We start from the raw sequence: 14,240 nt of genomic DNA on the forward strand, positions 1-14,240 counted from the left end.
TCACGCCCGAGGGTGTGTTGAGATTCAGGTCAGGCCGAGCCGGAATCGAAGAGGGCGCGTAGCGACCAAAAATGGTGGATTTCGAGAACCGGAGCGCAGCGGACATTTGGGTCCGTGAGCACCGGAAGCGGAGAAAGCCGCCATTTGCAGGCCGGCCTCACCTGAATCCTAATGCGCCTCGTCCCAATTGTCGGCCGCCCTTGCATCCACTTGTAGCGGCACGGCCAGATTGACCGCCGGCATCGCCGCGCCGGCCATCACTTCGCGCACCACCGGCAGCGTCGCCTCGACCTCTTCCTCCGGCGCCTCGAAAACCAGCTCGTCATGCACCTGAAGCAGCATGCGCGCCGAAAGCTTCGCCTCGGCGAGCGCGGCGTCCATGCGGATCATTGCCCGGCGGATGATGTCGGCTGCCGAGCCCTGGATCGGCGCGTTGATCGCGGCACGTTCGTTGAAGGCGCGGTGCTGCGGGTTTGACGAGCGGATTTCGGGGTAGTGCGCCCGCCGGCCGAAGATTGTCTCCACATAGCCCTTGTCGCGGCAGGAGGCCTTCGTCTGCTCCATATAGTCGCGAATGCCGGGAAAGCGTTCGAAATAGCGTTTGATGTAATCGCCGGCCTCCTCGCGGGGGATCGACAGCTGGTTGGCGAGGCCGAAGGCCGAGATGCCGTAAATGATGCCGAAATTGATCGCCTTGGCGCGGCGGCGTACCTCCGAAGGCATGCCCTCGACCGGCACGCCGAACATCTCGGACGCCGTCATCGCATGGATATCGACACCGTCGGCAAAAGCCTGCGTGAGTTGCGGGATATCAGCTATGTGGGCGAGCACCCGAAGCTCGATCTGGCTGTAGTCTGCCGAGATCAGCTTGTTGCCCTTCTCGGCGATGAAGGCCGTCCTGATCCGGCGGCCTTCTGCCGTGCGGATAGGGATGTTCTGCAGATTGGGCTCGGACGAGGAGATGCGTCCGGTCGGGGTCGAGGCGAGGGCGTAGGAGGTGTGGACGCGCTTGGTTTCGGGGTGGATATAGTCGGGCAGGGCGTCGGTATAGGTCGACTTCAGCTTCGTCAGCTGCCGCCAGTCGACGATCTTGCGCGGCAGTTCGTAGCCTTCGGCGGCCAGTTCCTCGAGGATCTGGGCTGTGGTCGACCATTGGCCCGATTTGGTCTTCGAGCCTCCGGGAAGGCCCATGCGGCCGAACAATATGTCGCCGAGCTGTTTCGGCGAACCGATGGTGAAGCGCTCGCCGGCGACCGTGTAGATCTCGTCCTCGAGGGCTGCCGCGCGCTGCGCCAGCTCGCCCGAAAGCCGGCTGAGCATCTGGCGGTCGACCGAGATGCCGCGCCCTTCCATCCGCGCCAATACGGGTACCAGCGGCCGCTCCAGCCGCTCATAGACCGATGTAAGGCCGTTGGCGACGAGACGCGGCTTCAGCACGCGCCACAGCCGCATAGCGAGATCGGAGCCTTCCGTCGCATAGGTCGTCGCCCGCTCGATCTCGACGAAATCGAAGGTGACGAGGTTACGGCCGGAGCCGACCACATCCTTGAACGGAATCACGGCATGGCCCAGCCAGCGCTCCGCCAATGTTTCGAAAGCATGGCTGCCGTTCCCGGCATCGAGCACATAGGAAATCAGCATCGTGTCGTCGAACGGCGCGATATCTAGGCCCAACCGGTGCAGCAGCAGCCAGTCATATTTGACGTTGTGGCCGATCTTGAGCACCGACGGGTCGATGAGCAGCGGCCCGATTGCCGCCAGAGCCTCGTCGAAGGAGACCTGGTTCGGCGACCGGCCGCCGCCGAGCAGGTCGCCTTCGCTGGAGCGATGCGCGATCGGCACATAGGCAGCGCGTCCCGGCCGGATGGCGAGCGAAAAGCCGACCAGTTCGGCCAGCATCGGGTCAAGCGAGGTGGTTTCGGTGCGGAAGGCGACGGTGCCCGCCTCGCGCGCCTCGGCGACCCAGGCCTGCAGGGTGGCGATATCGCGGATGCATTCGTATTTCGAGCGATCGATCTTGGCCGCGACGGCGGCCTCGGCGCGCGATTTGGCAAGCGTGGCTGGAGTTGCACCCTCCGCCCTCGAGGGGGTCACCGAAGGTTGCGTGCCCTCTGGCCGCTGCGCACGCGCTTCTCCCTCAAGAGATCCAGAAACCAAGGCATCCAGATCCGGCCCGTGCGCCTCCGCGCCGGTCTGCACGGTGATTCGAGTCGCCTCGATCTCGTTCGGTTCCGCCCCGGTGGCCTCGGCGACGCGGCGAGTGAGCGAGGAGAATTCCAGCGCCTTGAGAAACGAAATCAGCTTCGGCCCGTTCGGCGGCTGCAGCGCGAAATCGTCCAGGCCGTCGACCAGGGGCACGTCGTTCTTCAGCCGCACCAGCTCGCGCGAAATCCGCGCCTTCTCGGCATTGTCGATGATCGACTGGCGGCGCTTGTCCTGTTTGATTTCGCTTGCGCGAGCGAGCAGCGTGTCGAGGTCGCCGAACTGCTCGATCAGCTGGGCCGCCGTCTTGGGTCCAATGCCCGGCACGCCCGGCACATTGTCGATCGAATCGCCGGTCAGCGCCTGTAGGTCGATCATCTTTTCGGGCGGCACGCCCCATTTCTCTATCACTTCGGGAACGCCGATCTGGCGGTCCTTCATCGGGTCGTACATCGACACGGTCGGGCCGACCAGTTGCATCAGATCCTTGTCGGAGGAGATGATGGTCGTGTCGGCGCCCACGTCGCAAGCCAGCCGCGCATAGGTGGCGATCAGGTCGTCCGCCTCGAAGCCGTCCATCTCGATGCAGGGCAAGTTGAAGGCCCGCGTGGCCTGGCGGATCAGGCCGAATTGCGGGATGAGGTCTTCCGGCGGCGCCGTGCGGTTCGCCTTGTATTCGGCATAGAGTTCGTTGCGGAAGGTTTTGGAGGAATAATCGAAGATCACGGCAAAATGCGTCGGCACGATGCCTACATCGGTGTTGCGCGCGTCCTGGGTGAGCTTCCAGACCATGTTGCAGAAGCCCAGCACGGCGCCGATCGGCAGCCCGTCCGATTTGCGGTTCAATGGAGGGAGTGCGTGGTAGGCTCGAAAGATGTAGCCGGAGCCGTCTACGAGGAAGAGGTGATCGCCTTTTTTCATGGCGAAAGCGATAGCGTGGAGGGCAAACCCTGTCCACTTCCAAACATCCGGAAGCAGCCGTCCGGCGCTGGCCAACTGACATTCCGGATCGATCACGCGTTTGTTACAAAACTGTAATGTTGTTGCCCTTGAATCACCACTTTCCGGTTTCCAAATGATTGTCATCGGCGTTTTTTGCCGAGTCCGGAGTATGGCCCGTCCCCCGCCTAGCCCGGACACAGCGGCAGCCTAATCCCCCCTCTCCGGGCTGCCGCTCCATTTTGAAGTACCGCCGCCGTGGTCTCCCCCTCCGCCACGGCGGCATTTTTTTTGCCCGCCGGCAAGGGCTGCACCAATCTTTCCGGGCTTTTCGCGGCCGTTGCGACCCATTAGGGTGCGCCGCAGATTCGAAAGGCTTTGAAATGCTGGCTCTTCCACCCGTCCTCGACCGTCTCGACCAGAACCTCGACCAGAGTGTGGAGCGCCTGTTCGGCCTGCTCCGCATCAAGTCGATCTCCACCGATCCGGCCTATGCCTCCGAATGCCGCCGCGCCGCCGAATGGCTGGTCGCGGAGCTGACCTCGATTGGCTTCGACGCCAGCGTCCGCGCCACGCCCGGCCACCCCATGGTGGTCGCGCATCACGACGGGCCGACGCCGGATGCGCCGCACTTGCTTTTCTACGGCCATTATGATGTCCAGCCCGTTGATCCACTCGAGCTTTGGGAGAGCGACCCCTTTGACCCGGCGCTGAAGGATATCGGCGGCGGCCGCAAAATCATCACCGGCCGCGGCTCCTCCGACGACAAGGGCCAGCTGATGCTCTTCGTCGAGGCGTGCCGCGCATACAAGCAAGTCCACGGCAAGTTGCCCTGCAAGGTCTCCATCCTGTTCGAGGGCGAGGAGGAATCGGGCTCCTTCTCGCTAAAACCGTTCCTGGAAGCCAATGCGGCGGAGCTGAAGGCTGATTTCGCCATGGTCTGCGACACCTCGATGTGGGACCGCGAGACGCCTGCGCTCTGCATCGGCCTGCGCGGCCTTGTCGGCGAGGAGATCACGGTCCATGCGGCCGACCGCGACCTGCATTCGGGCGAGTTCGGCGGTGCGGCGGCCAACCCGATCCGCATCCTGGCCAAAGTACTGGCCGACATGCACGACGAGACTGGCCGCGTCACCATCCCCGGCTTCTACGAAGGCGTCGAGGAGACGCCGTCGCAGATCCTGAAATCCTGGGAAGCGCTGGGCGAAACCGCCGAAAGCTTCCTCGGCGAGGTCGGCCTGTCGATCCCGTCCGGCGAGAAGGGCCGCTCGGTGCTCGAACTCACCTGGGCCAGGCCGACCTGTGAGTTCAACGGCATCACCGGCGGCTACACCGGCAAGGGCTTCAAGACGGTCATCGCCTCGCAGGCATCGGCAAAAATCTCCTGCCGCCTGGTCCACAAGCAGGATCCGAAGAAGATTCGCGAAGCGCTGCGCGCCTTCGTCCGCGAGCGCATTCCCGCCGACTGTTCCGTCGAGTTCCATGAGCATGGCGGCTCGCCGGCGATCCAGCTTTCCTACGATGCGCCGTTCCTGACAAAGGCCAAGGCGGCGCTGTCCGACGAATGGGGAAAGCCGGCGGTGATGATCGCCATGGGCGGCTCCATCCCGATCGTCGGCGATTTCCAGAAATATCTCGGCATGGAATCGCTGCTCGCCGGCTTTGCGCTCGTCGACGACCGCATCCACTCGCCCAACGAGAAATACGACCTGTCCTCCTTCCACAAGGGCCAGCGCTCCTGGGCCCGCATCCTCGACGCGCTGACCCGGTGAGGCCCTCATGACCATCCGCTTCCATAGAAACGACCTGCCTGACCTCACGCATTACGAGGTCGACGCCGTCGCCATCGACACCGAGACGCTGGGCCTCAAGCCACACCGCGACCGCCTTTGCGTCGTGCAGATCTCACCGGGCGACGGCACGGCCGACGTGATCCAGATCGCGCCCGGCCAGACCCAGGCGCCCAATCTGGTCGCCCTCCTGCGGGATGCGAAAATCACGAAACTTTTCCACTACGGCCGTTTTGACATTGCCGTGCTCTACCATGCCTTCGGCGCCATGGCCGAGCCGGTGTTCTGCACCAAGATCGCCTCGCGCCTGACCCGCACCTATACCGACCGCCACGGGCTCAAGGATATCTGCGCCGAACTGATCGGCGTGAACCTCTCCAAGGCGCAGCAATCCTCCGACTGGGCCGCCGAGACGCTGTCTCAGGAGCAGCTCGAATATGCGGCGTCGGATGTGCTCTACCTCCACCGGCTGCGCGACGTGCTGGCGGCAAGGCTCGCGCGGGAAAACCGCACCGAGGAAGCCGAGGCCTGCTTCCGCTTCCTGCCGACGCGCTCCAAGCTCGATCTTCTCGGATGGGACGAGGAAGACATCTTCGCGCACAGCTGAGGATGTGCGGCCTACGGCGCCCGTTGGTCGCACAGCAAATTCCGTAACTCAACCCAGCGTAGTGGATTGACACGCAGGGGAAAGATTGGAAAACCTTCTCCTCGGGGGAGTGGGTTCCGACCGGCATGTCATCCTGCAGGATTGACGCACTCCATTCAGTAGCAGTTCGAGGAGCGCGTCGGGTGCCTCCGCACGCCGGCATCGTAAATACCAGATGGTGAAATCCAGAAGGCCGTTGCGCTGGCGCAATGAGCAGGGGGACTTATGGCGACTTACAATTTGACAGCGGGCAACGATGTTCTGACCGGCACGGAGGGTGATGACACGTTCGATGGCGTCTTCAACGGCGTGACTGGCGGGAACGATACGCTCGATGGGGGCGGGGGAAACGACAATTTCATTATTGGCGCCGGTCTCTTCGTTAACGGGGGCTCGATCGATGGGGGGGCAGGCACCGATAGCGTCACCTTGCATGATGAGCGTTCGCTCGGCTCAATGGCATTTAGACGGTGTGGACGAATTGACTCAGGTCTCCGATTGAGTATTCCGCGAACGGATTCAATCTGATTCATGGATTGCCGACTGATTTGGAGGTCGGTGATGTCTACGAAGATGACGGATACGGATTGGGCGAACGCGCTGGAGGTGTTCCGCGCTTCGCTACCGCGGCGCGGGGCGAAGGGCCGGAACGACCGGCTGGTTCTGGAAGCCCTGCACTATTTCTCGGTTCACAACATCACCTGGCGCGCGCTGCCGGAACGTTTCGGTAAATGGAACAGCGTGTGGAAGCGGTTCGACCGGCTGAGCAAAGCCTGCGTCTTCGAGACCTTCTTCGACCACCTCGCCGCGCTCAGCTCGTCTGCGCATCTGGTGCAGATGTTCGACTCGACTGTCGTCCGTGCCCATGTCTCGGCAGCCGGTGCAAAAGGGGGCAGAAGGACCAGGCGCTCGGCCGTTCGCGCGGCGGCTTCTCGACCAAAATCCATCTGAAGACAGATTTCGACGGCCATCCTATCGCCTTCGATCTGACCGGAGGCGAGAAAGGCGATGCACCGCACTTCCCCATCCTGCTCGGGCTCGGCCCGGATGTCGATCCGCGCGCGGCAATCGGCGACAAGGGTTACGCCAGCAAGGCCAATCGGCAAGCGGCGCGGGAGCGCGGCGCTATTCCCGTTATCCCGCACAAGGTCAATGAAAAGGACAGGCCGGCCTTCTTCGCCAAAACGCTCTACAAGGGCCGTGCCCGCATCGAGCAGGCCGTCGGAAAAATCAAACGCTTCAAACGCATCGCCCTGCGCTGCGAGAAAACAAAGCGCAACTTCGCATCCTTTGTCGCTCTCGCTGCCGGCTTCATCTTGCTCAAATCCGTCCACACCGCCTAGCAATGTGGAAATTCTAGATTTCAAGGAAGCATCGAGCGACTACAGGATTTTTGCCACCATATCGCAACTTTCCTCCTTCGCTTCGATCATCAACTCCGTGACGGCCCTCCCGCAACTCAGTTTCTATATAGCGGGGGATGGCGGCACGATTGATTTTTCGACGCGCATCGAAACAGGCTCTTCCATTGACGTTGACGCCAATTACTCTAGTGCCGGCGTTACAATTATCGGTACCGAAAATGACGACGTACTCAGTGGATCGAATTATAACGACACGCTGAACGGGGGCGAAGGTTCCGACGTGATTCGCGACTCCGGGGGCGCGGACATACGAAATGGCGGCGCGGGAGACGACCGCTTCATATTACGCACTGGCGGTACAGTCGATGGAGGCGTGGGAACGGACACAGTCGAAGTCTCGGCGTTTGACAGTTCTCTGGTCTTAGTAAACGTGGAAATACTAAATCTATTCGGAGGTTACCTTTCGGCTGCCACCGCATCTCAGATAAATTCCTTCACTTCGATTGTCCCTGTATATTTTGCGGCCGGTCAAATGGAAATCAGATTGAATGACGGGGGCACCGTAGACTTTTCTACAAAAGTGAATGGGATGTATTCTGTAAATGTGTTCGGTTCTTCGTCTGCGAGCGCTTATGTGATTACTGGCACAGCCAATGGGGATGTTCTTCGGGGAGGGCAAGGTAACGACACGCTGAATGGTGGTGGCGGGGCGGACAGGCTCGACGGCGCCAGCGGTGCTGACCAATTGACCGGAGGCGCCGGGAACGACAGTTATTATATCGACCATGCTGGAGACCAAATTTTCGAAGGCGCGGGAGGCGGCTCGGACCGGGTGCTAACCTCGATCAGCTACGCACTTGCGGTGGGCACGGAAGTGGAACTTTTAGTCACCACCAACGAGGTTGGAGCGGATGCAATTAGCCTGACCGGCAACACGTTCAGCCAGCAGATCATCGGCAATGCCGGCGCCAACGTCATCAATGGCGGCGGCGGGTCTGACACGATGCGAGGTCTCGGCGGCAACGACATCTACTACGTCGACAACGCCGGCGACATTATAGTCGAGGAAGCCGACGGCGGGACCGACACCGTTCGCAGCTATGTCAACTGGACTCTCGGCGGCAATGTCGAGCGGCTCGAGCTTCAGGGGGCGGGCAATCTGAACGGTGCCGGAAACACGCTCAACAATACGCTGGTCGGCAATGCGGGCAACAACCTCCTGAATGGCGGCGCCGGCAACGACTACATGGTCGGCGGCGCCGGGAATGACATATTCGTTGTCGATTTGGCGGGGGACAGTACGGTCGAGAATACCGACGGCGGGACCGACACCGTTCGCAGCTATGTCAACTGGACTCTCGGCGGCAATGTCGAGCGGCTCGAGCTTCAGGGGGCGGGCAATCTGAACGGCGCCGGAAACACGCTCAACAACACGCTGGTCGGCAATTCTGGCAACAATCTCCTCAACGGCGGCGCTGGCAACGACTATATGGTTGGTGGCGCCGGAAATGACATATTCGTTGTCGATTTGGCGGGGGACAGCACCGTCGAGAATGCCGGCGGCGGCACCGATACGGTGCGTTCCTTCGTCAACTGGACGCTTGCCAACAATGTCGAGCGGCTCGAGCTGCAGGGCGCGGGCAATCTGAACGGCGCCGGAAACACGCTCAACAACACGCTGGTCGGCAATGCGGGCAACAATCTCTTGAACGGAGGCGCTGGCAACGACTACATGGTTGGCGGCGCCGGCAACGACACGCTGACCGGAGGCAGCGGCAATGACCGGCTGGTCGGCGGCGCCGGCAGCGACATCCTCAACGGTGGCACGGGAAACGATACCTTCGATTTCGACCTCGTTTCCGACAGTCCGGCCGGACCGGCGCTTCGCGACTCCATCGTTGGCGGCTTCAGCCACGGCTTCGATTGTATCGACCTTGCGACCATCGACGCGAACACGCTCGCCGCCGGCAATCAGGCGTTCTCCTTCATCGGCAGCGCGGCTTTCTCCGGCGTGGCCGGCCAGCTTCGTTACACCAACTACAGCGGGAACGTCATCATCAACGCCGACTTGAACGGCGATTCGACCGCCGACATGCAGATACTGGTCGCCGGCACGAACTTCATGACCGGTACCGATTTCATCGTCTGAAGTAGCCAACCATCGACCTGCGTCACGTCAATCGCACTCAAGAAGACATCTTCGCCCACAGCTGAGGCGGGCGCACTCAGCCCGGATTGACCGGTTGGCGGCGCGGTGGCGTTTGTTTCGGCGGCGCCGAGGGTGCGGCGGGCTGCTCGGGCTCGCTGTTCCACCATCTGTAGAATGCGTAAGCCGCAAGGGCGAAAAGAATGCGCTTCATCGGCTGTCTCCCTGAAGTGGTTTGTTGAAAAAATCTTGGCGACGCGATTTCGTTCCCCGCGCAGGACCTGGATGCGTGCTGATCAAACCTGCGTGAAAAACGCGGTTTTGCTGCTTGCAATGACGGAAATCCCGCCGGTTTCAGGCCGAAACGCGCGCTTTTCGCCTCGGCTGGAATACGGAACCTTTCATCGGCGCTGCTGTTGGAGACCCGAGGGTCACCGGATGACCGGTGAAATCGATATCAGGAAGGAAAACGCCATGAAAATTCTTCTAGCCACGGCATTCTCCGTCATCCTCTCGCTCTCCGGAGCGGCCTTCGCCCAGGAGACCGGGGCCACCCAGCCGGACCCGCTCGGAACCGACGCCGATCGCGGCGGCGGCATAACCGATGCCACCACCTATCTCGAAGGGCCCAACATTCATCGGTTCTATGTGGATGAAGGGTTGACCACCCTGCGTCCCGAAGCAGAGATCAGGACCGCATACCTGGCCTTGCCTGTGACCGAGAGGACCAGCCTGGAAGTGGCCTGCGACAAAAACGATGACGTGAGGTTCACGGATCTGTGCCGGGCCATCAATGGGATGTAACGGTACATGAAGCGAGAAAAAGCCCGCCCGGCTGACGGGCGGGCTTTTCTTTGCTGCGGGATCGCAACTGCCGTTGTGAATTCCAGCGCTTCTCCGCGCCGGACCGTTTTGCCGGATCGAACGCCCAAGCCGGCTTAACGCCCCCTTAAATCGCCGCATTTACTGTCCAGTTGGCGTCGCTAACGGGACGGACACAGCGGGACGGCATGGCGAACCGAAACAAGACGCGCATCGAACCGACCTTTGACGGTCCGGCGCGCGCAAAATCCTCGGCAGGCCTTTCGGTGAACGAGGACGATCGCGTCCTGCCGCGCCAGCGCAAGCCTGCGGCCAAGCGCAGATCCGAAAGCAGATCCGAAAAACGCACACGCGGCCGGGCGCGCAAGCGGCGCGGGCTGTTCGGCGGATTCGCGAGGCTGTTCTACTGGTGCTTCGTGCTGGCGCTCTGGGGCGGCATCGCCGCCGCCGGCACAGTCGCCTGGTATGGCGCCAAGATGCCGAGCGCCACGACCTGGGCCATTCCCGACCGCTCGCCCAACATCAAGATCGTTTCCGTCGACGGCAAGCTTGTCGCCAATCGCGGCATGACCGGCGGCGAAGCGGTCGGCCTGCACGAAATGTCGCCCTATATTCCGCAGGCGGTCATGGCGATTGAGGATCGCCGCTTCTATTCGCATTTCGGCATCGATCCGATCGGCCTGGCGCGGGCCATGTTCGAGAACATAACGAATGGCCGCTTCTCGCAGGGGGGGTCGACGCTGACGCAGCAGCTCGCGAAGAACCTGTTCCTGAAGCCCGACCGGACGATCGAGCGCAAGGTGCAGGAGGTGCTTCTGGCGTTCTGGCTGGAGCACAAGCACACCAAGGATCAGATTCTCGAAATGTATCTGAACCGGGTCTATTTCGGCTCCGGCTCCTATGGCGTGGAGGCGGCCTCGCGCCGCTATTTCGGCAAATCCGCGCGCGACGTGACGCTATCGGAGGCAGCACTTCTCGCAGGCCTCCTGAAGGCGCCGTCGCGGCTGTCGCCGGCGCGCGACCCCAAGGCCGCCGAAGGCCGCGCTCAGCTGGTGCTGGCGGCGATGCGCGGCGAGGGCATGATCGGAGAGAAGGAACTCACCGTCGCGATGAGTGCGCCGGCGACCCGCGCTACCGCCTATTGGACCGGCTCGGAGCACTACGTCGCCGACCGCATCATGGAGGAACTGCCTGGCCTGATCGGTGATGTCCGCGCCGATATCATCGTCGATAGCACCGTCGACCTGACGCTGCAGGATATCGCCGAAAAATCCATCCGCCGGCTGATCGCGGAGAATGGCGACAAGCTGAACGTCAGCCAGGGCGCTCTGGTCTCGATCGACAATTCGGGCGCGGTGCGCGCCATGGTCGGCGGCTACGACTACGCCAACAGCCAGTTCGACCGCGCCTCCGAGGCGCGCCGCCAGCCCGGCTCGGCCTTCAAGCCCTTCGTCTTCCTGGCCGCGCTCGAACAGGGCCGCACCCCGGCCAGCGTGCGCACCGACGCGCCGATCAGGATCGGCAAATGGACGCCGGAAAACTACAACGGCAAGTATTTCGGCAAGGTCACGCTGGCGACCGCGTTGGCCAAGTCGCTGAACTCCGTCGCGGCCCAGCTCACCATGGAGGTTGGCCCGGAAGCGGTCGTCGAGGCTGCCCACCGCATGGGCATCGAATCCGAGCTCCAGGCCAACACCTCGATCGCGCTCGGCACCTCCGAAGTGACGCCGCTTGAGCTGACGGCGGCCTATGTTCCCTTCGCCAATGGCGGCTACCGCCCGGAAGTCCACTTCATCCGGCGGGTCACCACGACCTCCGGCGAGGTGCTTTACGAAAACACTGGCGGCTCCGCGCCGCGAGTCATCCGGCCCGAGATCGTCGGTATGATGAATTCGATGATGACCGGGACGGTCGAGACCGGCACCGCCACCAAGGCCGGTTTTGCCTGGCCGGCCGCCGGCAAGACCGGCACCAGCCAGAAGTCGCGCGACGCCTGGTTCGTCGGTTATACCGCCAATCTGACCACCGGCGTCTGGTTCGGCAACGACGACGACGCCCCGATGAAAAAAGTCACCGGCGGCGCCCTGCCGGCGCAGGCGTGGCATGAATTCATGGTGGCGGCGCATGAGGGCGTGCCGGTGGCGCGCCTGCCCGGCTCATGGACCCCCACACCGGCGACGACGCCCGGCTTCGAAGACGCCGTTTCCGAGGCGATCTCCGGGGCGGACAAGCCAGCCACCCAGGCGGCCCGTCAGAAGCGCGTTGTCGAGACGGTGGAGGCGGCGGGCGGCTTCGAGCTGCCGCGCCAGGATGCGCCCACCGCTTCGATCCAACGCCCGGTGCCCCCTGCCGATGTCGGCGGTCCCGCGATAAAGCGCCAGACTTCCATCCTCGACATCATCCTAGGTAACTGAGTCCAGGAATCGCCCCCTCGCCACCGGCCTGGCGTTCGGTTACATAGCGGGCTGGAGATTTGACCCGATGGCCGAGATCGACACCCGAAAAACCATTGTGCTCACCGGCGCGAGCCGCGGCATAGGCCATGCCACGGTGAAGCGCTTTTCGCGCGAGGGCTGGCGCGTCATCACCTGCTCGCGGCAGGCCTTCACTGCCGACTGTCCCTGGCCGGCAGGCCCCGACGACCACATCAAGGTCGACCTTGCCGACCAGGAGGATGTCGGCATCGCCGTCTCGGAGATCCGCCACCGGCTCGAAGCGCATGGCGGCAAGCTGCACGCGCTGGTCAACAATGCCGGCATTTCGCCCAAGCTCAAGGACGGCAGCCGGATGAATTCCATCGATACGCCGATGCATCTCTGGCGCGACGTGTTCCAGGTCAATTTCTTCGCGCCGATCATGCTGGCGCGGGGGCTGTTCAAAGAATTGGCAGCGGCCGGCGGCTCGATCGTCAACGTCACCTCGATCGCCGGCACCCGCGTGCATCCATTTGCAGGAACGTCCTACGCCACCTCCAAAGCGGCCCTCGGCTCGCTTACTCGCGAAATGGCAGCAGATTTCGGCCCGCACGGCATTCGCGTCAACGCCATCGCCCCCGGCGAGATCGATACGGCGATCCTGTCGCCGGGCACGGAAAAGATCGTCGAGACGATACCGCTGCGCCGGCTTGGCGCGACCTCGGAAGTCGCCGACATCATCTTCTTCCTGTGCTCGACCCAGGCGTCCTACGTCACCGGGTCCGAGATCCACATCAATGGCGGCCAGCACGTCTGAGCCGATCCCGAAATCCGGGCCGGGCTGACAGATCTCGCACGCGAGACACGCGCCCGCTCACGCCATCTTGGCCAGCAGCTTCATGAAGGTCGCGACCTCTTTCGGCGACAGCGGCGATAGCGTTTCGTCGGTGATCTTCTGCGCCAGCGGGATCAGCCGCTCGACCGCCTCGCGGCCCTCCGGCGTCAGGCTGACCAGTAGCCGGCGCTTGTCGACTTCATGCCTGGTCAGCTCGACAAAACCCCGCGCCTTGAGCCGGTCGATCACACCCTTCACCGTCGCCGCATCCATGGCGATCAGCTGGCCGAGCTGGTTCTGCGAGGTCTCGCCGACATCGTGCAGCTTGGCGAGCGCGGCGAATTGCGGCGGCGTCAGGTCGGCAATGTGGGCGGCAAAGATCGAGACGTGGCGCTGGTGCGCCCGGCGCAGAATGAAACCGACCTGGTCCTGCAACCGGTAGCCCTCGCCGTCCGGCTCCTCTGCGTCCACCAGCTTCAGGATGTTTTCCTCCGCGCTCATCGCAGGCCGTCCCAGGTCTTGATGCCGTCGGCTTCCAGCCCGCCCATGCGGTTGTGGATGCGCGGGCCGATGGTCATGGCGAGGCAGAACAGAATCTCGTCCGGCCGCGGGCCGTCGCTGACGCCGACCTCCATGGCATCGAAATGGCTGCGCACGTAAGCCGCGTTGATATGGCCGAGCGGCACGTCGAGCCGCGCGCCGAACGCGCCGACCTTCTTGGCCGACGGCACGATCGCCTTGGCGTCACCCAGCCTTTCGCGCATGGCGTAGCCGCCCGGCACGTGCCACAGCGCGCCGTGCTCGAGCTCGCCGGCCATGCCGACGATCGCGCCCTTGCCGTAGCCGTCGATCGCCTTCGGGTCGCCGCCAAGCGCCGAAATCAGCCGGTCGGCAAGCATGAGGCCGAGCGGCTTCAGATCGTCCATGGCGCCCTGCAGCTCCTCGACATAGCGGCCCGCAAACGGGTTCTTCACCAGCGCCAAGGCGGCCGCCCGCCGGCGCGGCTCGGCCGCCACCGGCCCGCCCTCGTGAAATATTTCTTCAGTCAGGACAGCGATCTTGCGGATGGGGAATTCAGGCAT

Annotated in this window: 12 protein-coding genes and 1 pseudogene; 9 read left to right on the forward strand and 4 right to left on the reverse strand. The window is 63.0% G+C overall.

What is annotated here, in order from left to right; all coding sequences use genetic code 11:
* Positions 1–168 precede the first annotated feature (168 nt).
* Positions 169–3,123, reverse strand: a complete 2,955-nt coding sequence (gene polA, locus G6N73_RS09660; RefSeq protein WP_165026810.1) for a DNA polymerase I — start codon at positions 3,121–3,123, stop codon at positions 169–171.
* A gap of 401 nt (positions 3,124–3,524) precedes the next feature.
* Between polA and G6N73_RS09665 the strand changes: the two genes are divergently transcribed.
* The 6 genes and pseudogenes from G6N73_RS09665 to G6N73_RS09690 all read left to right on the forward strand — a co-directional run bounded on the left by G6N73_RS09665 (position 3,525) and on the right by G6N73_RS09690 (position 9,090).
* Positions 3,525–4,913 carry a M20/M25/M40 family metallo-hydrolase gene (locus G6N73_RS09665; RefSeq protein WP_165026812.1) on the forward strand — a complete coding sequence of 463 codons (1,389 nt, stop codon included), beginning with the start codon at positions 3,525–3,527 and terminating at the stop codon, positions 4,911–4,913.
* A 7-nt stretch (positions 4,914–4,920) separates the two neighbouring features.
* A complete protein-coding gene (locus G6N73_RS09670; RefSeq protein ID WP_165026814.1) occupies positions 4,921–5,538 on the forward strand; it encodes a ribonuclease D in 618 nt (205 codons plus the stop codon).
* A gap of 264 nt (positions 5,539–5,802) precedes the next feature.
* Positions 5,803–6,105 carry a hypothetical protein gene (locus tag G6N73_RS09675; protein ID WP_165026816.1) on the forward strand — a complete coding sequence of 101 codons (303 nt, stop codon included), beginning with the start codon at positions 5,803–5,805 and terminating at the stop codon, positions 6,103–6,105.
* Between the two features lie 45 nt (positions 6,106–6,150).
* Positions 6,151–6,309: pseudogene (locus G6N73_RS38540) on the forward strand (transposase); the annotation flags it as partial.
* Positions 6,309–6,920, forward strand: a complete 612-nt coding sequence (locus tag G6N73_RS38545; protein WP_425484068.1) for an IS5 family transposase — start codon at positions 6,309–6,311, stop codon at positions 6,918–6,920. The pseudogene G6N73_RS38540 and the gene G6N73_RS38545, both read left to right, overlap by 1 nt.
* Complete coding sequence (locus G6N73_RS09690) at positions 6,868–9,090, forward strand: calcium-binding protein (RefSeq protein WP_165026822.1); 2,223 nt, start codon at positions 6,868–6,870, stop codon at positions 9,088–9,090. Before G6N73_RS38545 ends, G6N73_RS09690 begins: the two co-directional genes overlap by 53 nt.
* A gap of 76 nt (positions 9,091–9,166) precedes the next feature.
* Here G6N73_RS09690 and G6N73_RS37915 read toward each other — a convergent pair whose 3' ends face one another.
* Positions 9,167–9,301 (reverse strand): hypothetical protein, encoded by a 135-nt coding sequence (locus tag G6N73_RS37915; RefSeq protein ID WP_281352865.1) that lies wholly within the window; start codon positions 9,299–9,301, stop codon positions 9,167–9,169.
* Positions 9,302–9,525: 224 nt separating this feature from the next.
* Between G6N73_RS37915 and G6N73_RS09695 the strand changes: the two genes are divergently transcribed.
* The 3 genes from G6N73_RS09695 to G6N73_RS09705 all read left to right on the forward strand — a co-directional run bounded on the left by G6N73_RS09695 (position 9,526) and on the right by G6N73_RS09705 (position 13,140).
* A complete protein-coding gene (locus G6N73_RS09695; RefSeq protein ID WP_165026824.1) occupies positions 9,526–9,891 on the forward strand; it encodes a hypothetical protein in 366 nt (121 codons plus the stop codon).
* Positions 9,892–10,097: 206 nt separating this feature from the next.
* Positions 10,098–12,323, forward strand: coding sequence for a transglycosylase domain-containing protein (locus G6N73_RS09700; protein ID WP_165026827.1), 2,226 nt, complete (start codon positions 10,098–10,100; stop codon positions 12,321–12,323).
* A gap of 67 nt (positions 12,324–12,390) precedes the next feature.
* The gene (locus G6N73_RS09705; RefSeq protein WP_165026830.1) at positions 12,391–13,140 is read left to right on the forward strand and encodes an SDR family NAD(P)-dependent oxidoreductase; all 750 of its coding nucleotides are present in this window, start codon (positions 12,391–12,393) and stop codon (positions 13,138–13,140) included.
* Positions 13,141–13,197: 57 nt separating this feature from the next.
* Here G6N73_RS09705 and G6N73_RS09710 read toward each other — a convergent pair whose 3' ends face one another.
* Entirely contained in the window at positions 13,198–13,659 is a 462-nt protein-coding gene (locus G6N73_RS09710; RefSeq protein WP_165026834.1) for a MarR family winged helix-turn-helix transcriptional regulator, read from the reverse strand.
* Complete coding sequence (locus tag G6N73_RS09715) at positions 13,656–14,240, reverse strand: amino acid synthesis family protein (protein WP_165026837.1); 585 nt, start codon at positions 14,238–14,240, stop codon at positions 13,656–13,658. The genes G6N73_RS09710 and G6N73_RS09715 overlap by 4 nt, the downstream gene beginning before the upstream one ends.

The sequence above is a fragment of the Allomesorhizobium camelthorni genome (assembly GCF_011045125.1).
Lineage (GTDB): Bacteria > Pseudomonadota > Alphaproteobacteria > Rhizobiales > Rhizobiaceae > Allomesorhizobium > Allomesorhizobium camelthorni.